The sequence below is a fragment of the Kitasatospora sp. NPDC058190 genome, from assembly GCF_042883685.1.
Classification (GTDB): Bacteria; Actinomycetota; Actinomycetes; order Streptomycetales; family Streptomycetaceae; genus Kitasatospora.
This window is the reverse complement of sequence record NZ_JBHVVI010000029.1, coordinates 26,852-46,344: the sequence shown is the minus strand read 5'-3', so window position 1 is coordinate 46,344 and position 19,493 is coordinate 26,852. Positions and strand designations below refer to the sequence as shown.

Below are 19,493 nucleotides of genomic sequence, written 5' to 3'. Positions count from 1 at the left end.
GTGTCAGCTGTCGGTGGTGCGGAGGCGGGGGAGGGCGTGGGGGTGGTGGTCGCGTAGGTGGGCGATGAGGTGTTCGCGGATGTCGAAGCGGAGTTGGGCGGCGTCGTCGGGAGTGCGGGCGGTCATGGTGGCGCGGACGACGATGGTGCTGGGGGTGGTGTCGGTGACGTTGAGGGCCCACTCGGTGCCGTCCCAGAGGGGGTGCTGCTCCAGCTGGGTGTGCAGGGCGGTGCGCAGCTCGTCGACCGGGGTGGTGTGGTCGAGGTGGAGCAGCACGGCGGCGAGCAGGCCGGGATCGCGGCGGGTCCAGTTCTCGAAGGGCTTGTTGACGAAGTAGGAGACCGGGACGATCAGCCGGCGGTGGTCCCAGAGCCGGACCACCAGGTAGGAGAGGGTGATCTCCTCGACGGTGCCCTGCTGGCCGTCCACCACCACGGTGTCGCCGATCCGGACGGTGTCGCCGAAGGCGATCTGCAGGCCCGCGAAGAAGTTGCCCAGGGTGCTCTGGGCGGCGATGCCGGCCACGATGCCGATGATGCCGGCCGAGGCGAGCAGGCTGGCGCCGACGGTGCGCATGGCGGAGAAGGTCAGCAGCATCACGGCGGCGGTGACCACGACGATCACCGCGCTGACCACCCGGCGCAGCATGCTGATCTGGGTGTGCACCCGCTGCACCCGGGCCGGGTCGCCGGTGACCGTCTCGTAGCGGCTGAGCACGGCCTCCAGGACGGCGGCCACCACCCGGACGGTGAGCCAGCCGAGCGAGGCGAGCAGGAGCAGCAGGACCAGGTGGTGCGCGCCCTCGTCGTCCTTGAGGTGGAGGATCCGCTTGAGCGGGTCGGCGGCGAGCAGCAGCGCCGTGACGACGGTGAGCTGGAGCGGGATCCGGCAGCGGCGGAGCAGTGACCAGAGCGGGGCGTCGGGGTGGCCCGCGCTGATCCGTTGGAGGGCCTGGTCGACGATCCAGCCGATCGCCAGGGTGGCGGCGACGGTGGCGAGCAGGGTGATCAGCGGCCAGAACACGGGACCTTCTCGGAGTGGGGAGAGCCGGGTGAGCCGTACGATACCGTCGCGAACCGGACTGAACCGGGCGAAAGGGGGTGGTGGCTTTATCGGACGCCTACCCGGGCGGCGGATACGATCTGCCCCCATGGAGTTCGGTGGGGCATGGCGTCGCTGGCGCGGCCGCGGCAGGTCGGTGCGGCGCAGGGTGCTGGCCGGGGCGGTGGCCCTGGTGGCGGTCGCCGGGGTCGGTACGGTGGCGGTGGCGTCGGGCGGCGAGCAGGCGGTCCACCAGGAGGATCGTTTCCTCAGCATGCCGGAGACTCCCGGCAGCGCTCAGCAGGTCCAGCTGGACACCTCGTTCTTCACCACCGGCAGCAGCCCGCGGCCGGCGGTCCTGCTGGCGCACGGCTTCGGCGGCTCCAAGGACGGTGAGCGGGAGCGCGCCCAGCAGCTGGCCCGGCAGGGGTACGCGGTGCTGACCTGGTCGGCGCGCGGCTTCGGGAACTCGGGCGGGAAGATCGGGCTGAACGCGCCCGACCGCGAGGTCGAGGACGTCAAGCACCTGGTGGACTGGCTGGCCCAGCGGCCCGAGGTGAAGCTCGACGGGCCCGGTGACCCCCGGGTCGGCATCACCGGCGCCTCGTACGGCGGGGCGATCGCGCTGCTGGCCTCCGCGTACGACCACCGGATCGACGCCGTCGCCACCCAGATCACCTGGTGGAACCTGGCCGACGCGCTGTTCCCGCAGGGCGTGCAGGGCTCGGACGCGGCGGACGGCGTGTTCAAGAAGCTGTGGGCCGGGATCTTCTTCACCACCGGCGCGGCGGGGGACCTCGGGCCCTCCGGCGGGGCACCGCGCGGCGGGGCCGGGGCCAAGCCGCAGGCGGACGGACAGGTGGGCTGCGGGCGGTTCCTGGACTCGCTCTGTCAGATGTACGACCGGGTCGCCACCGCCGGGCACGCCGATCCGGAGGCCGTCGCGCTGCTGGAGAAGTCGAGCCCGTCCTCGGTGGCGACGCAGCTCAAGGCGCCCACCCTGGTGGTGCAGGGGCAGCAGGACTCGCTGTTCCCGCTGGACCAGGGGGACAAGATCGCGAAGGCCGTGGCGGCCAACGGCGCGCCGGTCTCGGTGGACTGGTTCGCGGGCGGGCACGACGGCGGGACGGACACCAGCGCCCGGGTGGACGACCGGGTGACCGCCTGGTTCGACCACTACTTGCGGGGGCGTGGCAACGACACCGGCCCGGCCTTCCGGGTGACCAGGACCGGGGGCGTGGACTCCACCGGCTTCCAGGCCGTGCTGCGCGGGGCCTCCGCCGACCGGTACCCGGGGCTGGGCGGGACCGGTACCCGCTCGATCGAGCTGGCGGGCGGGGAGAAGTCGCTCGCCAACCCGCCCGGCGGGGCGCCACCGGGGATCTCGACCCTGCCGGGGATCGGCGCGCTGAGCCAGGCGGCCTCGCTCGGGGCCGGGCTGTCTCTGGACTTCCCGGGCCAGAACGCCGCCTTCGACTCGGCGCCGCTGGACACGCCGCTGCACCTGACCGGGCAGCCGAACGTGCCGGTGACGGTGACGGCGGACCGGCCGGACGCGGTGCTGTTCGCGAAGCTGTACGACGTCGGGCCGGACGGCAAGTCGGTGCTGCCGCAGCAGCTCGCGGCCCCGCTGAGGGTGACCGGCGCCGACGCGGGCAAGACCGTGACCGTCCAGCTGCCCGCCGTGGACCACACCTTCCCGGCCGGGCACCGGGTGCGACTGGTGCTGGCGTCCACCGACCTGGCGTACGCCTCGCCGGCCGAGCCGGCCACCTACCGGGTCGCGCCGGCCGGGGCGCTCACCGCGCCGACCGACGAGGAGCTGGTCACCGAGGCGGCGCCGCTGCCCGCGCGGACCTGGCTGCTGCCAGTGGTGGCCGTGGTGGTGGCCGCCGCGCTGGTGCTGGTGCCCGTGCTGCGCCGACGGCGTTCGGCGGCCGCCGGGCCCGGGTTCGATCCGGAGCTGGCCGGGGTGCCGTTGCAGATCAGCGGGCTGAGCAAGCGCTACAAGGGCGCGCAGGACCGGTACGCCGTACGGGACCTGAGCTTCCGGGTGGAGCAGGGCCAGGTGCTCGGCCTGCTCGGACCGAACGGCGCGGGCAAGACCACCACGCTGCGGATGCTGATGGGCCTGATCCGGCCGGACGCCGGGGAGATCCGGATCTTCGGGCACCTGGTGCGGCCCGGGGCGCCGGTGCTCTCGCGGGTCGGGGCCTTCGTCGAGGGCGCGGGCTTCCTGCCGCACCTGACCGGCCGGGCCAACCTGCGCCTGTACTGGCAGGCCACCGGACGGCCGGAGGAGGACGCCCGCTTCGGCGAGGCGTTGGCGATCGCCGGGCTCGGCGAGGCACTGGACCGCGCGGTGCGGACGTACTCGCAGGGCATGCGGCAGCGCCTGGCCATCGCGCAGGCGATGCTCGGGATGCCGGACCTGCTGATCCTGGACGAGCCGACCAACGGGCTGGACCCGCCGCAGATCCGCGAGATGCGCGAGGTGATGATCCGGTACGCGGCCGGCGGACGGACCGTCATCGTGTCCAGCCACCTGCTGGCCGAGGTCGAGCAGAGCTGCACGGACCTGGTGGTGATGGACCGCGGGCGGCTGGTGACGGCCGGGCCGGTCGGGGAGATCGTCGGCGCCGGTGAGCTGCTGATGATCGGTGTCGCCGACTCCTGCGACCCGGAGTCGGTGGTCGCCAAGGTCGGCGCGCTGGCCGGGGTCGGTTCGGCGGAGGCCGTCGAGGGCGGGCTGCTGGTCCGGCTGGACGGGCTCGCGGCGAGCGAGCTGCTGGCGGAGCTGGTGCGGCTGGGGGTGCCGGTGGAGAGCGCCGGACCGCAGCGGCGCCTGGAGGACGCGTTCCTGTCGTTGATCGGAGGTGCGGCGTGAGCGTCGTCTCGACGGACCATGCCGAGGGGTACCGGGCGAGCCGGACCCTGCCGCTGCGGGTGGAGGCGATGCGGCAGCTGCGCCGGCGCCGCACGCTGGTGATCGGCGGGGTGCTGGCGGCGATGCCGTTCGTCATCCTGGCCGCGTTCCAGATCGGCGGCACCCCGGGGCGTCCGGACCGGACCACCTTCATCGATCTGGCCACCGCCTCCGGGGCCAACTTCGCCGTCACCATGCTGTTCGTGGGCACCGGCTTCATGCTGGTGATCCCGGTCGCGCTGTTCTGCGGGGACACGGTGGCCTCGGAGGCCAGCTGGTCCTCGCTGCGCTACCTGCTGGCCGCGCCGGTGCCCAGGGCCCGGCTGCTGGCCCGCAAGTTCGCGGTCGGGCTGGCGTTCTCGGCGGCGGCGGTGGTGATGCTGCCCGCGATCGGGCTGGCCGTCGGCACCGCCGCGTACGGCTGGGGCGACCTGAAGCTGCCCGCCGGGGCGAGTCTGCCGGCCGGGCAGGCGCTGCCCCGGATCGCGCTCGCGGTGGCGTTCGTGTTCCTGAGCGAGCTGGTGATCGCCGCGCTGGCCTTCTGGCTGTCGACGGCGACGGACGCGCCGCTGGGGGCGGTCGGCGGGGCGGTGTTCATCTCGATCATCACCGGGGTGCTGGACGCCGTCACCGCGCTCGGCGACCTGCGGGAGTGGCTGCCGGCGCACTGGCAGTACGCGTGGGCGGACGCCCTGCAGCCGCAGTTGGAGTGGGGCGGCATGCTGCAGGGCGTCTCGCTGTCGCTCTCGTACGCGGTGGTGCTGCTGGCGCTGGCGTTCCGCGGGTTCGCGCGCAAGGACGTGGTGTCGTAACGCCGACTACGGCAACTGGATCGGGGTGGGCAGCAGGGCCCGGGCGGGCACCGGGTGCCAGCGGCCGTCCTCCCCGACCCGGCCGAAGGCCTGGTCGCCGAAGTGGAACGCGAAGCCGTAGGTGTGTGGCTTGCGCAGCTCGGCCAGCAGGGTCCGGCGGGCCTTCAGCACCTTGTCGACGTTGGTGTCCGGTCCGGACGGCCACTCGGGGTGGGCCACCTGTGCCGGGGTGTGGAAGGCGTCGCCGAACACCAGGATCCGCCGCCCGCCGCCGGCCGAGATGACGAAGGTGGTGTGGCCGGGGCTGTGGCCGGGGGTGATCAGCGCGGTGACGCCGGGCCACACCTGGGCACCGTCGTCGAAGCGGCGCAGCACCTTCGACATCGGCACCATGAAGCTGTCCCAGGACGGCGCCCCGACCTTGACCTGGTGCTCCCAGAACGGCTCCCACTCGGCCCCGGCCACCAGGTAGCCGGCGCGCGGGAACGCCTTGCGCGGCGCCCGGCCCGGCGCGGTGACGAAGCCCATGCCGGTGTGGTCGGTGTGCAGGTGGGTGAAGGCCACGGTGTCGATGGTCTCCGGCCGCACCCGCAGCGCCCGGAGGGTGCGCAGCAGCGCTCCGCCGCGGGAGACACCGAGCGACGGCGGGAGCGTGTTGGCGCCGAGGCCCACGTCGATCAGCAGCCGGCGGTGGCCCCGCTCGACCAGGACGCCGCCCGCCGAGGTGGCGATCCGGCCGGAGGGCGCCACCTCCTCGGGGTGCTCCGCCCAGTAGGAGGAGGGGACGGCGGGCAGGAAGCCGGTGCGGTCCAACTCCATGGCGGCGTCGACGACATAGGTGAGCCGGACGTCGCCCAGGGTGAAGGTGCGGACGGCGGACTGGTCGCCGAGCGAGCCGATCCGGTGGTCCGCGGGCTGTGACGCGTTTCGGGCCGGTGTCCGCTCCCGGGCTTCGGCTTGGGGGAGTCCGCCGGCGAGCGGGACGGCCAGGGCCGCGCCGGCGACGACGGCGGTGCGCAGCACGCCGCGCCGGGAGGGGACGCCCTGGTGCTCGCGTGGTTCTGTCATGGCTGGGCCTTCTCGTGTGGGGGGCGGGTTCGTGGGGGTGGGGATCAGCCGGTGTTGCGCAGGCCGGCGGCGACCCCGTTGACGGTCAGCAGCAGGGCCCGGCAGAGCGTGCGGTCCGGCTCCTCGCCCGCGGCGGCCGCGTCCCGTTGGCGCTTGAGCAGGGCGACCTGGAGGTAGGAGATCGGGTCGAGGTAGGCGTCGCGGATCTCGAAGGTCTGCTTCAACACCGGTTGGGCGTCCAGGAGTTCGCGCTCGCCGGTGATCCGCAGCAGCTCGCTGACGGTCAGGTCGTGCTCGGCCTCGATCGCCGCGAAGACGTGCTGGAGCTCGGCGGGCACCAGCGTCTCCACGTAGTGCCGGGCGATCCGCAGGTCCGTCTTGGCCAGCGTCATCTCCACGTTGGAGACGAAGTTGCGGAAGAAGTGCCACTGTTCGTGCATCTCCTCCAGGACGCCGCCGAGACCCGCCTCGCGCAGCGCCTTCAGACCGGAGCCGACGCCGTACCAGCCCGGCACGATCTGGCGGGACTGCGTCCAGCCGAACACCCAGGGGATGGCCCGCAGGCCGTCCAGGCCGGCGCCGGAGTCCGGGCGGCGTGAGGGCCGCGAACCCAGGTGCAGGTCGGCGAGCTGGTCGACCGGGGTGGAGGCCAGGAAGTAGGCGGGCAGGTCCGGGTCGTCCACCAGCACGCGGTAGGCCGCGTGCGCGGCGTCGGAGACCACGTCCATCGCGGCGTCCCAGCGGGCCAGTTCCTCGGGGGCCTGGCGCGGGGCGGTGTGCAGCGCGGAGGCCTGCAGCGTGGCGGCGACCGTCAGCTCCAGGTTCTCCCGGGCCAGCGACGGCACCAGGTACTTGTCGCTGATCACCTCGCCCTGCTCGGTGACCTTGATCTCGCCCTCCAGGGTGCCCCAGGGCTGGGCGAGGATCGCGTCGTGCGAGGGACCGCCGCCGCGGCCGACGGTGCCGCCGCGGCCGTGGAAGAGGCGCAGCCGCACCCCGTAGCGGTGGGCGACGTCGCGCAGCCGGCGCTGGGCGCGGTGGATCTCCCACTGGGAGGTGGTGATGCCGCCGAACTTGGAGGAGTCGGAGTAGCCGAGCATGACCTCCTGGACGTCCCCGCGCAGGGCGACCAGGGCCCGGTAGGACGGATCGGAGAGCATGTCCTCCAGGATCGTGTCGGCGGCCTTCAGCTCGTCGGTGGTCTCCAGCAGCGGCACGATGCCGATCTTGGCGATACCGGCGTGCAGGTCGACCAGGCCGGCCTCGCGGGCCAGCACGGTCGCGGCGAAGACGTCGTCGGCACCCTGGCACATCGAGATGATGTACGACTCGATGACCTCGGGCCCGAAGGAGTCCAGGGCCCGGCGGACGGTGTGGAAGACCCCGAGGGTCTTCTCCCCGGCCCGGTCCAGCTGCGCCGGGCCGAGCAGCCGGCGGGAGGTGAGCTCCTTGGCGAGCAGCCGCTGCCGGTAGTCGCGGGGCATGTCGGAGTAGCGCCAGGACTCCTCGTCGAGCCGGTCGAAGAGCTGGCCGAGGGCGTGGTGGTGGGCGTCGGCGTGCTCGCGCACGTCCATGGTGGCCAGTTGCAGGCCGAAGGCGGCGAGCGTGCGGATCGTACGGTCCAGCCGGCCCTCGGCGAACAGGCCGCCGCGGTGTTCGCGCAGTGAGGTCTGCACCAGGGTGAGGTCGCGCAGCAGTTCGGCGGTGCCGAGGTAGTCGCGGCCCTCCTCGTGCCGGCCGCCCTCGGCGAGCCGGTGCTTGGTGTTCACCAGCTTCTGGCGGATCGCGGTGACCTTGAGGCGGTACGGCTCCTCGGAGTTGAGCCGCTTGTAGCGGGGGCTGATCTCGGGCAGGCGGGCCAGGTCGTGCTCCAGCGAGCCGAGCAGCTCGTCGGTGGCGCCGGTGTAGCGGATGGAGTTGGAGAGGAGGCCGCGCAGCTCGTCGACCATCGCCAGGGCGTCGTTGATGCCGTGCTCGTGCTGGAGGATCAGGACGTCCCAGGTGACCTCCGGGGTGACGTTGGGGTTGCCGTCGCGGTCGCCGCCGATCCAGGTGCCGAAGGTCAACGGCCGGGTGCCGTCGGGCAGCCGGACGCCGACCCGCTCCAGCTCGGCGGCGAGGTCCTCCAGGACGTCGCCGACCGCGTTGCCGTGCAGCTCGTCCAGGTAGTAGACGGCGTTGCGGGCCTCGTCGGTGGGCTCGGGGCGGACCACCCGCAGCTCGTCGGTCTGCCACATCAGGTCGATGGTCTCGGCGAGCCGCGCGTCGTGACGGCGGCGGTCCGCCTCGGGGACCGGGGTCTCCAGCAGTTCGGCGATCCGGCGCAGCTTGGTGAGGACCGAGCGGCGGGCCGCCTCCGTGGGGTGGGCGGTGAAGACCGGGCGGACGTTCAGGTGCTCGACCGCCCGGGTCAGGGCGTCCGGCGCCTCCCTCGCCGCCTGCTGGACGACGCGGGCGAGGGCGGCGCCGGCCCGTTCCCGGACGGCGCGCAGTTCGCGGCCGCGGTGCACCTGTTCGGCGACGTTGGCCAGGTGGAAATAGGTGGCGAGGGCGCGGACCAGGTTGGCCGCGGTCGCCGGCCCGATGCCGCGCAGCAGTTCGGCGGTGGCCTCTCCGTCGGTGCGGCTGAGCAGGCGGACCTGCTCGACCAGGCCGAGCAGCTCGGGGCCCTCCTGACGGGCCAGGGTCTCGTCGAGCAGGTCCGCGAGGTGTCGGAGGTCCGCGTGCAGCGCGGCATGGTCGGTACGGGCGTTCATGGCTGCTCCTGATCGGGGAGTGTTGAAGGTCCGTTCACGGCGTCAGCAGGTTCACCGGGTTGGCCCAGGTGATGGCCCGGATCTCCCGGTTCGTCAGGCCGGCGTCCCGGAACCACTGCGCGCTCAGGTCCAGCCATTCCTTCACGTCCGGCTGGTCGGGCTGTCCGAGGTCGGAGCTGAACAGCACCCGGGGGTGGGCGTGCACCAGCTCGCTCAGGTGCCCGGCGTCGCGGTGGCCCAGCAACAGGGTCAGCGCGGTGATCTCGACGTACAGGCCGGGCACCTGCGACAGGTCGGTCAGGTTGTCGGGGGTGAAGCCCGACATGGGGTGGGTCGCGTGGGTGAGGAGCAGTCGCGGCAGGTCGAGCCGGACCGCCTCGTCCACGATGCGCAGCGCCGCCTCCCGGTCGCTGTGCCCGGTGGCCACCGCGACCGGCAGGTCGCGGGCCGCCCGGAGCACCTCGCGCACGTCCCGGCGCAGCCGGCCGTCGTCGTCGAGGACCGGGCGGGTCCGCCACCGTTCGGGGTCGAGCAGGGGGTGGAACGGGGTGCGGCGCAGCGGTGAGCAGTGGGTGTGGCCGACCAGGGTGGGCAGGTGGACGACCAGGCGGGCCGGGCTGTCCGGGCCGTGGGCGTAGACCGCCTGCTCCACGGCCCGGGGCCGGACGCCGCCGGCCAGCTCGTTGAGGACGAGGGTGCCGGAGACCGGCAGCCCCTCCTGGCGGGCCTCCCAGGCGCGGGCGGCGGTGGAGCTGAGGTGGCTCTTGAGCACCACCCACCCGCCGACGTCCTGGTAGGCCCGGCCCGCGCCGAGGGAGGTGAGGCGGCGGCGGTAGAGGTCGGGGCCGGCGTGGTAGTGGAGGTCGACCACCACGCTCCCCGCCGGGTCACGCATGGGACTGCTGGGCGCCGCCGTCGTCCCAGGGCTTGGCGTAGCCGTACCGGCGGCGGGCCTCGTCGAGCCGCAGGCCGGCGTCGACGGCCTCGGCGATGGCGCTCTCGGTCCGCTCGACGCGCTCGGCCCGCTCGGCGACCTCGGCGGCGTGTTCGGCGGGGACCACCAGGGCGCCGTTGTCGTCGGCGACGACGATGTCGCCGGGCCGTACGGTGACCGCGCCGATGACGACGTCCCGGCCGGTGGCGGCGAGTTCCACCCGGTTCTTGCCGCTGACCATGGTGGCGCCGGTGCTGAACAGCGGGTACCCGGCGGCGCGGATCTCGGCGATGTCGCGGGCCGAGCCGTGCAGGGCGGTGCCGCGCACGCCGCGGCGCTGGGCCAGCTTGGTCAGCAGCGAGCCCCAGTTGGTGCAGCTGGTGTCGCCGGCGTTGTCGACCACCACGAAGGAGCCCTCGGGCACGTCGTCCAGGTAGTTGGCGGCGTTGCGGAAGCCCTCCGCGGTGCTGTCGACGGGCTGATAGGTGACGGTGAAGGCGCGGCCGGCGGCGCGGGCGCCGGGCACCCGGGGGGCGATGCCGGCCAGCACGCCGCCGACGCCGAGGCTGTCCAGCGCGTCGGAGACGGAGGCGGTGTCGAGGCGGGCGAGCCGGTCCACCACGCCCTCGGGGGACTCGGGGGACTCGTCCGCGGTGAGCTCCTCGGCGACCGCCAGGGCGACCTCGCGGGTGCCGCTGGTGCCGCCCATGTCGTACGTGACGGTGGTGCGCCGCTTGGCGACCTCCCGGACGGCGGCCCGGAGTTCGCCGCCGGGGACGGGCAGGCCCAGGTGGTCGAGCATCTGGGCCACGGTGAGCACCATCGCCATCGGGTTGGCGCGGTTCTGCCCGGCCATGCCGGGGGCGCTGCCGTGCACCGGCTCGAAGTAGCTGCCGTGGTCGCCGATGTTGCCGCTGGGGGCGAGGCCGAGGCCGCCCATGACGCCGGCACCGAGGTCGGAGAGGATGTCGCCGAACATGTTCTCGGCGACCAGCACGCCGAAGCGCTCGGGCCGGCGGACCAGCCACAGGGCGATCGCGTCGACGTTGAGGATCTCGGTCTCGATCTCCGGGTACTCGTCGGCGATCAGTTCCAGGCGCTCGCGCAGGTGGTTGCTGCTGTGGCGCAGCACGTTGGGCTTGTCGACCAGGGTGAGCCGGTCGTAGCCGTGCGAGCGGGCGTACTCGAAGCCGTAGCGCAGCAGCCGGTCCATACCGAACCGGGTCTGCAGCCGCAGTGTGACGCTGCTCGAATCCGGGCCGGAGGCCTGGGCGTTGGGGTGGTCGCGGACCACGTTCCAGAGCGCGTCGTCCAGGCCGTGGAAGTCGTAGCCGGCGTACAGGCCCTCGGTGTTCTCGCGGATCACCGTGAAGTCGAAGCGGCCGTCGACCAGGTCGATGACCGGGCGGATGTTGGCGTACAGGCTCAGTCGCTGGCGCAGCTGGATGACCGGGGAGACGAAGGTGAGCCCGGTGCCGCGCAGTTCGGCGGGCAGTTCGGCCTCGGCCTCGCGCAGCGGTTTGCTGGTGATGGCGCCGAGCAGGCAGGTGTCGGTCTCCTCCAGCAGCTTCCAGGTCCGCTGGGGGACCGGGTTGCCCTCCTGGCGCCAGCACTCCCAGCCGATCTCGCCGAAGCGCAGGTCGAGTGGGAGGCCGAGCTTGTCCACGACGTCGAGGGCCGCAGAGGTGACTTCGGGGCCGATGCCGTCGCCGGGGAGTACCGCGACGCTCTTCATCTGATACCTCCGTGGATATCCCCGGCTTCAGCCGGGGGTGGGGGTCCCCGCTTGCGGGGGAGAAACGGATCTCCTGCGGAGCAGGACAAGTGACGACGATTCGCCGTCCAGGCGGGCCGTCACCCAGTGACGGCCCGCACATGTTTCAGTACGGGTGGTAGTGTGTCTGTCGCCTGGTCGGGCGATATCCAAGTTCCGGCCGGGCCTACCGCCGGGCTGGCGGGAAGTCAGGTCTGTGGAGCTGATGTACGACCGATGGGCGGCACACCGTCCCTCCGCTGGTAGCCCCAGGTCGGCAACCGGCTGTGAAGCAGAAAGCCCGACCCGCGAGGGTTGGAATCCTCCGGTGCCAACCGGAGGGGGACGTCAAGTGCTGAGTCCCTTCTCCCGCAGGAAGGTGCCGACCAGGGCGGACACCTCTGCGGTGCGTTCGAAGTGGGGGCGCATGCCGGCCCCCGGGATGACGTGCACCCGGTGGTGGTCGGCCGCCGCGGTGTGGCGGTGGCCGACCAGCTGGGAGTGACCGCCGACGATCTGCAGCAGCGGGCCGGGGTGGGCGCGCACCGCGTCGGTCAGGTCGATGCCGCACAGCATCCGCATCCCGGCGGCGAGGCGGCGCCCGGCCTCCGGGTCGTGCGGTTCGGGGGTGTCGGCCCCCGGTTCGTAACGGCGGTCGTGCGGCTGGACGCGCCGGTTGAGCAGGGCCAGGGCCTCGCCGGAGCGGCCGGTGGCGGCCAGGTCGGCGATCTCGGTGAGCCTGGCCTCCAGGACGGTGTCGCTGCGGGCCGGGCCCGAGACGAGCAGCGCCGCGGTGTGCGGGGCGAGGTGGGGGAGCAGGGCCTGGGCCACCGCTCCGCCGAGGGCGTTCCCGCAGAGCAGGTCCACCGGGCCGTACTGGGTGAGGAGCTGACGCCAGCGGGCGGCGAGCGCGGCCAGCGAGTCGATCTCCTCGTCCCAGGCGGAGAGGGTGTCCACCACCGTCACCCGCAGGCCGGCCTCGGCCAGCGCCCGGGTGACGGGGGTGAAGAAGGCTCCGCCGTCCCAGCGGGGGGTGACGGGGGCGAGGACGAGGGCGTGTGCCGCGCCGGCGGCGGTCTCCGGTCCGAAGACCGCCGCCGGCACAGTGCGTCCGGTGGTGGTCACCGGACGGTGGCGAGGGTGCGCGCGGTGGCGATGCCCTCGTGGTGGCTGCCGCCCACCACGTCCTTGCGGTGCTCGACCGGGAGGTCGTAGCGGCCCAGGACCAGGTCCGGCAGCGGGAGGGAGGGGGTGCCCTCCGGGACGGTGGCGAGCAGCAGCTCCGCCAACTCCAGGGCGTGGCCCAGGTGCAGGCGGGCGGAGGCCTCGGCGTCGGTGCGGTCGAGGTGCGCCAGCCACTGCTCGGCGATCAGGTTGCCCGGGCCCTTGCCCATGCCCTGGATCGAGGAGTCCATCCAGGTGGCACCGGCGGCGACCGCGCTGATCGCGTTGGACAGGGCGAGGCCCAGGTTGTTGTGGGCGTGCAGGCCGACCGGGCCGCCGGTGACCGACTTGGTCAGGGTGGTGAGGTCGGTGGTGTCCACCGGGGAGAGGCTGCCGTTGGAGTCGGCCAGGTAGACGAACTCCGCGCCGGCGTCGGTGGCGGCGGTGGCCACCTCGACGATGCCGCGGCCCGACCACTGGCTTATTCGGGCGAAGTTGACGCCGACGGTGTACCCGATCTCCTTGGCCTGGCGTATGTACTCCAGGCCCTTCCCGTAGCCCTTGGAGGGCAGGATGATGCGGACCAGGCGGGCGCCGGCGGCGTACATCGCGGGCAGGTCCTGCTCGGTGATGTTCTTCGGGTGCAGGATCATCGCGACCCGGTCCGGGCCGACCTCCTGGGCGACGGCGGCGATGAACTCGTCGTCGCCGCGGCCGGTGAGCCCGAGGTTCGGGATCGGCACCAGCGAGCCCTTGCGGTAGGCGATCTCGACCCAGTCGAAGCCCGCCTCGACGCTGAGCTTGGCGTGCCTCAGCGCGTATTCCAGGGGGAAGTTGAAGCCGTTGCGGTAGCCGCCGTCACGGAGGGTGACGTCGATGTTGACGATGCTCACGGTTCCTCCAGGTGCAGTGGATTGGGGGTGGATCAGGCCTGCTGGGCGGCGGCGTGGTGCGCGGCGAGCCGGCCGAAGATCAGCGAGCGCAGGACCGAGGTCGCCGGCGGGTAGGCGTGGTAGAAGAGGCCGGTGGCCTCGCCCGCCGCGTACAGGCCGGGGATGGCGGTGCCGGAGGGGGTGACGACCCGGCCGTCCATGTCGGTGCGGATGCCGCCGTAGGTGAAGCAGATGGCGGAGGTCACCGGGACGCCGATGAACGGCGCGGTGTCCAGCGGGGTGGCCCAGTTGGACTTCTTCGGCTCGATGCCGACGGTGGCCTTGCCGTCCATCCGGGTCGGGTCGAACTCGCCGGGGCCGACGGCCGCGTTGAACTCGGCGACGGTCTTCTCCAGCGCCTCGGCGTCGATGCCGAGCTTGCCGGCCAGCTCCTCCAGGCTGTCGGCCTGCTCCGGCGGCACGTCGCTGAGCAGCGAGGTCATGATGCCGGGGATGGCCAGCGTCTTGGCGTCGGCGATCCAGTACGCCTCCTGGTCCTGGTTCTTCCAGATCTCGTAGCCGACGTGCTCGAAGGTGTTGTCCCAGGTGTCGCGGCCCTCGTCGAAGAAGCGCTCCATCTTGCGGTTGACGAAGATGCCGGTGGCGAAGCCGTACAGGACCGAGTCGGCCTTGTTGGTACGGGTGTCGACGGGCTCGGCGTGGATGCCGTCGAACTGGCCGGCGGTGTCGGCGCCCAGCTCCAGGGCCATCCGCAGCGCGTCGCCGCGGTTGTTGGTGATGCCGGGGGCGATCAGCGGCAGGTCGCAGGCCTTCTCGCCGACGTAGCGGGTGAGCATCTCCGGGTTGCCCTGGAAGCCGCCGCAGGCCAGCACGACGGCGCGGCCGGTGAGCCGCTGGGTGCGGCCGTCGGCGCCGCGGACCAGGACGCCGTCGACGGTGCCGTCCTCGGTGGTGGTCAGGCGCAGCGCCTCGGTCCGGTAACGGATGTGGACGCGCGGGTCGTTCTCCAGGGCGGAGCCCAGGTGTTCGACGATCGAGGCGCCACCGCCGCGGGGGCTGGCCGGCTTGGCCATGGACGGCTGGCCGGCGGCGAAGGTGTGCGGCAGCGGGAAGTGCTCGAAGGCGATCTCGACGCCGTGCTTCTCGACGAACTCCAGGGTCTGCTTGGTCTCGCGCTCGACGGTGCGGCAGTACTCGATGTCGGCGAGGCCGCCGGAGACCCGGCTGACGTGCTCGGCCCAGTCGGTGTCCAGCTGCTTGTCCTCGTTGATCCGCAGGAACGCGCCGGTCCAGCGGGTGGCGCCGCCGCGCTCCTCCTCGCTGGAGCGCTCCAGGATCGCGATCTTCGCCGGGGTCTCGCGGCCCTCGGTGGCCTCGGCGTAGGACAGCGCGGCGGACAGGCCGGCGGCGCCGAAGCCGATGACGATGAGGTCGTACTGGGCCTGGGTGTTCGCTTCGGACATGTGCTTCTCCTCCAAGTGGGGTGGAAGGTTCGTGATTCGCTGAGGGGGTTCTCGCGGGTCAGCGGTTGGGCGTGATGACCCGACTGGTGCGGTAGAGCCGGAACTTGGCGCCGGTGGTGGTCTCGGCGAAGGCCTGGTAGCGGCGCATGAACTCCGGGTCCTGGAAGATCGCGTCGAACTCCGCCTGGCTCGACCAGGCCGCGAAGTTGACCATGGCGTCGCCGTCGACGCTGGTCAGCAGGCGGGAGCCGCGGAAGCCGTCGGCGGTGGCGGCGACGTGGTCGACGGCCGAGGCGAGGGCGTCCACGCTGGCGGCCGCGTCGTCGGTGGTGGCCACGTTGATCAGCAGGACGCCGTCGTCCTGGACCGGGGAGGTGATCACGCCGGGGCTCGCGTTGCGGCCCTCGAAGGAGAGCTGGGCGTAGGAGGCGATGCCCAGCTTGTGCCAGGGGTCGCTCTCGATGAGCTCGCGCACCTGGATGTCGTCGAGGTCGGCGGTGATGATGACGGCGCCGCCGTCGGGGCGGGGGCCGCTGAGCAGGATGCGGCCCTGGTCGCCGTGCTCGCGCAGCCAGGCCTTGTGCTCGGCCATGTGGGCGAGGACGGTCTCACGCGGGGTCAGGTACGTGAGGGTCAGTACGTGGATCAACGGGTTCTCCGGGTTGTGTGGATGGATCCGGTGGTCGGGGGGTGTGGGGGAGGTGCCGGGTGCGGGCCCGGCGGGGGTACGGGGAGGGGTGGCGGGCTCAGGCGGTGGGGGCGCCGAGGTGCCGGGAGAGCCCGGAGAGGATCCGCTCCGCGTCGGCCACGACGCTGTGGACGACCTGGGCGGCGGGCTGGATGTCCTGGATCTGGTCGAGGTTCTCGCCGACGAGCATGGCGCGCTGGGTGGTGTCGTCGCGGGCGACGGCGGCGTTCCACGCGGGCTCGATCTCGCCTCGGCGGGAGGCCAGTTCGGTGTCCCGGCCGGTCCAGGTGCGGGTGAAGTCGTTGACGACGGCGCGGGCGGTGTAGACCTGGTCCCACGGGATGCCGCGCACGACGTCGAAGGAACGGGTGTTGACGGTGTCCGCGGTGCTCGCGGAGACCAGGTGGGACCTGAAGCCGGGGGAGGCCATCGACTCCTCGGTCGCGGCGAAGCGGGTGCCCATCATCACGCCGTCGGCGCCGAGAGCGAGGGCCGCCGCGAGGCCGCGGCCGTCCGCGAAGCCGCCCGCCGCGACCACCGGCACCCGGCCCCGGGTGACGTCCAGGACGGCCGGGATCAGGGGCAGGGTGGCGCGGGAGGCGTGGTGGCCGCCGGCCTCGGCGCCCTGGGCGACGATCACATGGGCCCCGGCCCGCAGGGCGATGGCGGCCTGGGCGGGGTCGTGCACCTGGACGACGACCTTGGAGCCGGCCTCGGTCGCGGAGGCCACGTACTTCTGCACCTGGGTGGCGCTGCCGAAGGAGAGCTCGACGACCGGCGGGGCGTAGCCGAGCACCTTGTCCCACAGGCCGGGCCGCTCGTCGAAGGTGAACATGACGCACCCGACGCCCCAGACGCCGCCGGTCTCGGCGGCCTGCGGCAGGTGCTCGTCGATGAACGCCGGGTCGCCGTAGCTGACGCCGACGAGGCCGAGGCCGCCCGCCGCCGTCACGGCGCCGGCGAGTCGGCCGCCGGTCACTCCGCCCATCGGGGCGCAGACGACCGGGTGGTCGATGCCGAGCAGTTCCGTCAGCTTGGTCGAGATCACGATGCTCCCTTGGTCCGGTTCGTTCGTCTGGCCCGGCCCGACGGGCCGAGGAGGACGGGTGGCGCGGCGAATTCGACGCTGAATTTCGCGCGGTGGGGGCGGGGTATTCCACGGATCGAACCGTTTCGGAAGGGGGCCCGCGTTGTACTGAGCTGTACTGAGCTGCTTCGTACTGAGCTTCATTGCCCGGTGCTGCTCGGTGCTGCGCTCTGGTGAAGACATTAGCCAGGGGATTCGAACGGCGTCCAAGACGTAAACCGTGTGACCGCCATAAGGCGGTGCTATACCGGCTGGACACCGGGGGGTTGACGGAAACGCGAAAAGGCGTGTGATCCGGGTAGGGGGAGACCCGGATCACACGCCGGCCAGGGGCCGGTCCGGCGCGGTGCGCGCGCCGGACCAGCGGGGGGGGGATTACTCGGCGAGGAACAGCCAGCCGCGCTCGGCGGACACCTCCTGCAGGACGCGGGCGGTGTGGCTGCCGCGCACCGCGGTGACGGCGAGGCGCTCGCGCGGCGGTCTGGGGGTCGGCAGCGGCCGCCACACCAGGTGCGGCTCGCGCTCCACGGCGCGCCGCGGGCGCAGGGCGACCAGGTCCGTGGTGGTGCGCAGGGCGTGCAGGAACAGCGCGGGCTGGTCCTGGTCGGCCGGGTGCAGCACGGTGTTCCAGCCGAGCCGGGCCAGGTGTGCGGGTACGGACTCGGCGAACCCGGGCGCGCAGCCCTCGTCGTACCAGAGCAGGCGCTGCCGGGAGAGGTCCCGCAGGGTCAGCTCGGGCCGGGTCGCGAGTGGGTGCTCGCGGGCCATGACGACGCCGAGCGGCTCGTCCCGGACCACGGCGCAGACCACGTGCGGCACCGGGATGGGCAGGCGCACGATGCCGAAGGAGATCTCGCCGTGCCGCAGCAGCTCGCCCTGGTCGGCCGCGTCCACCGAGCGCATCCGCAGTTTCGCGCCGGGCTGGTGGGCGGCCTGGTGGCCGTTGTGGACGCGGCGCCCGGAAAGTCCGTTCTGGACCTCGATCAGGACCTCGGCCGGCACTCCGCCGCACACCCCGACGGGCCATACCTGCGGCGCCGGGGCGACGGCGGCGATGGCCGAGCGGAGCTGGCCGGGAATTCCCTGGATTTCCCGGAGGAATGCCCGGCCGCCAGCGGTCAGTTCAACACCGCGGGAACTTCGGATGAACAGCGCCGCACCGATTCTCTGTTCCAGCCGCCGAATTTGCTGGCTGAGGCTCGGCTGGGAAATCCGGAGTTCCTGGGCGGCGGCCGAGACGGTGCCGGCGCGGACCACGGTCAGGAAATACCGGAGGTGTCGCATGTCGAAATCGTCGACGTCCCGGGCGTCGGCCATCGCGCGGAGCAGGACGTCGTCGGCCGGATCGGGTCCGGGCGCGTCGGGGCCCACGTGTGCCGAGGTGCGTCGGTCCGTCCACTCGTCCAGCACGCTCATCCGCTCCTCCAAAGCGTCGTACCAAGCGGTGTCGCCCCTGCCCCGCGCAGGGGTTGTGCGCCCGGTGGGCCCCGTGCGAGTCGGGGCCCACGGTGCAGCATGACACAAGAATTCGTTCCAGAAGGTATTTTTTACGGGCCTGAAACAGGGCCCGAGGCGGGGCCTGTCGCGGAACCGTCCTCCGGGCAGGCGGAGTCCGGCCCTCCGTTCCCCGTCAGCGCCGTGAACAGCAGACGCCACAGCGGCTGCCCGCCGGGTGCGCCCGCGATCTCGGCGCACCCGGCGGGAGCGTTCAGCAGCCCGTACATCACGATCATCAGCAGGGCGGCGACCAGCTGCGGCGAGTAGCCGGGGAAGCCGCTGCCGCGCTGGGCTCGGCGGACCAGTTCCGTCAGGGCGTTGTGCATCTCGGTGAGGACGCCGGAGAGCGACTGCGCCAGGTGCGGGCATTCGGCGGCGAGCCGGAGCGCGGCCCGCAGTCGCACGTCCGACTGCAGCCGGCCGGCGAAACCCACCACGACGCGTTCGAGGACGGCCCCGGGCTCGGCGCCCGGGGCGTCGTGCTCGGCCCGCAGACTCGCCCAGGTGTGCCGGGACTCGTTGATCAGGGCCCCGGCCAGCGACCTCTTCGAGGGGAAGTGCCCGTACAGCGCGCCCTTGGTCATCCCGATGCGCTCGGCCACCGCGTTCAGCGTGGTGCTGCTGTAGCCCTGCCCGGCGAAGACCTCGGCCGCAGCCGTCAGAACCTTCTCCCGTGTGCGTCGCGCCCGTTCCTGTTTCGCCACGTTCGTACCCTCCATGATGAGCGAGAGCACATACATACCATCGGGACGGAATGTTGTCTCAACCTTCCGGTCCGCCGAGCTGATCATGCGCGTCCCGCCTCCAACGGACCCCGGCGGGCCGGGGTCACCGGCCAGCCGGAGCGTTCCGCTTCCTCGTTCAGCAGCGGGGAGTCCCCCACCACCACCGGCCGCCCCACCGCGCGCAGCAGGGCGAGATCGCTCTCGTGGTCCCCGTACGCGAAGCAGTCGGCCGGGTCCGCGCCGTGCTCGCGCATCAGCCGGACCGCGGCCTCGGCCTTGGCCTGCCCGATCATCGGACGCAGCACCTCGCCGGTCAACACCCCGTCGGCGTCCACCAGCAGCTCGGTGCAGACCAGGGCCGCGCCCAACTCCTCGGCCAGCGCGGCGAGGAGAGGGCGCATCGAGCCCGAGACCAGCACCACCGCGCGGCCCGCGGCCCGGTGTTCGGCGACGGCGGCGAGCGCGGGCAGCACGAAGGCCGTACCGCCGCGGCGGTACTCCTCGTACCAGCTCCGCCCGGCCGCCTCCAGCTCGGCCAGCGGCACGCCCGCGTAGCGCCGGTAGTACCGGCGGTTCAGCGCCTCCCGGTCGGGGGGGGGCGCGGCCGCGGTCGCCAGGTGCGGGGGGGGGGGGGGGGCCCCGCCCGGGGGGCGGGGCCGCCCCGAACCCCCCAAACCCACCCGGGG

15 protein-coding genes are annotated in these 19,493 nt (G+C 72.9%); 2 read left to right on the top strand and 13 right to left on the bottom strand.

Annotation, left to right across the window (positions count from 1 at the left end; all coding sequences use genetic code 11):
* Positions 1-3 precede the first annotated feature (3 nt).
* On the bottom strand, positions 4-1,023 hold the full coding sequence (locus ACFVWU_RS16090) for a mechanosensitive ion channel family protein (protein WP_387620570.1): 1,020 nt from the start codon (positions 1,021-1,023) through the stop codon (positions 4-6).
* Positions 1,024-1,150: 127 nt separating this feature from the next.
* Between ACFVWU_RS16090 and ACFVWU_RS16085 the strand changes: the two genes are divergently transcribed.
* Positions 1,151-3,928: an alpha/beta fold hydrolase gene (locus ACFVWU_RS16085; RefSeq protein ID WP_387620567.1), complete on the top strand. Its 2,778-nt coding sequence runs from the start codon at positions 1,151-1,153 to the stop codon at positions 3,926-3,928.
* A complete protein-coding gene (locus ACFVWU_RS16080; protein ID WP_387620564.1) occupies positions 3,925-4,779 on the top strand; it encodes an ABC transporter permease in 855 nt (284 codons plus the stop codon). Before ACFVWU_RS16085 ends, ACFVWU_RS16080 begins: the two co-directional genes overlap by 4 nt.
* A gap of 6 nt (positions 4,780-4,785) precedes the next feature.
* On the opposite strand, the gene ACFVWU_RS16075 is transcribed toward ACFVWU_RS16080, so the two are convergent.
* The 12 genes from ACFVWU_RS16075 to ACFVWU_RS16020 all read right to left on the bottom strand — a co-directional run bounded on the left by ACFVWU_RS16075 (position 4,786) and on the right by ACFVWU_RS16020 (position 19,487).
* Positions 4,786-5,847, bottom strand: a complete 1,062-nt coding sequence (locus tag ACFVWU_RS16075) for an MBL fold metallo-hydrolase (protein WP_387620561.1) — start codon at positions 5,845-5,847, stop codon at positions 4,786-4,788.
* Between the two features lie 44 nt (positions 5,848-5,891).
* Positions 5,892-8,603 (bottom strand): phosphoenolpyruvate carboxylase, encoded by a 2,712-nt coding sequence (ppc, locus tag ACFVWU_RS16070; protein ID WP_387620558.1) that lies wholly within the window; start codon positions 8,601-8,603, stop codon positions 5,892-5,894.
* 34 nt (positions 8,604-8,637) lie between these two features.
* A complete protein-coding gene (locus ACFVWU_RS16065; protein ID WP_387620555.1) occupies positions 8,638-9,498 on the bottom strand; it encodes a DUF6282 family protein in 861 nt (286 codons plus the stop codon).
* Positions 9,491-11,272 carry an isocitrate/isopropylmalate family dehydrogenase gene (locus ACFVWU_RS16060; protein ID WP_387620552.1) on the bottom strand — a complete coding sequence of 594 codons (1,782 nt, stop codon included), beginning with the start codon at positions 11,270-11,272 and terminating at the stop codon, positions 9,491-9,493. The genes ACFVWU_RS16065 and ACFVWU_RS16060 overlap by 8 nt, the downstream gene beginning before the upstream one ends.
* Positions 11,273-11,638: 366 nt before the next feature.
* Positions 11,639-12,415 carry an alpha/beta fold hydrolase gene (locus ACFVWU_RS16055; protein ID WP_387620549.1) on the bottom strand — a complete coding sequence of 259 codons (777 nt, stop codon included), beginning with the start codon at positions 12,413-12,415 and terminating at the stop codon, positions 11,639-11,641.
* Positions 12,412-13,347 (bottom strand): hypothetical protein, encoded by a 936-nt coding sequence (locus ACFVWU_RS16050; protein WP_387620546.1) that lies wholly within the window; start codon positions 13,345-13,347, stop codon positions 12,412-12,414. The genes ACFVWU_RS16055 and ACFVWU_RS16050 overlap by 4 nt, the downstream gene beginning before the upstream one ends.
* A 32-nt stretch (positions 13,348-13,379) precedes the next feature.
* A complete protein-coding gene (locus ACFVWU_RS16045; RefSeq protein WP_387620543.1) occupies positions 13,380-14,810 on the bottom strand; it encodes an FAD-binding protein in 1,431 nt (476 codons plus the stop codon).
* Between the two features lie 58 nt (positions 14,811-14,868).
* A complete protein-coding gene (locus ACFVWU_RS16040) occupies positions 14,869-15,459 on the bottom strand; it encodes a YciI family protein (RefSeq protein WP_387620540.1) in 591 nt (196 codons plus the stop codon).
* 97 nt (positions 15,460-15,556) lie between these two features.
* Positions 15,557-16,546, bottom strand: a complete 990-nt coding sequence (locus tag ACFVWU_RS16035; RefSeq protein WP_387620537.1) for an NAD(P)H-dependent flavin oxidoreductase — start codon at positions 16,544-16,546, stop codon at positions 15,557-15,559.
* Between the two features lie 414 nt (positions 16,547-16,960).
* Entirely contained in the window at positions 16,961-18,001 is a 1,041-nt protein-coding gene (locus tag ACFVWU_RS16030) for a LysR family transcriptional regulator (RefSeq protein ID WP_387620534.1), read from the bottom strand.
* Positions 18,002-18,132: 131 nt separating this feature from the next.
* Positions 18,133-18,786 (bottom strand): TetR family transcriptional regulator, encoded by a 654-nt coding sequence (locus ACFVWU_RS16025; protein ID WP_387620531.1) that lies wholly within the window; start codon positions 18,784-18,786, stop codon positions 18,133-18,135.
* An 83-nt stretch (positions 18,787-18,869) separates the two neighbouring features.
* Complete coding sequence (locus ACFVWU_RS16020) at positions 18,870-19,487, bottom strand: HAD family hydrolase (RefSeq protein WP_387620633.1); 618 nt, start codon at positions 19,485-19,487, stop codon at positions 18,870-18,872.
* Positions 19,488-19,493 lie beyond the last annotated feature (6 nt).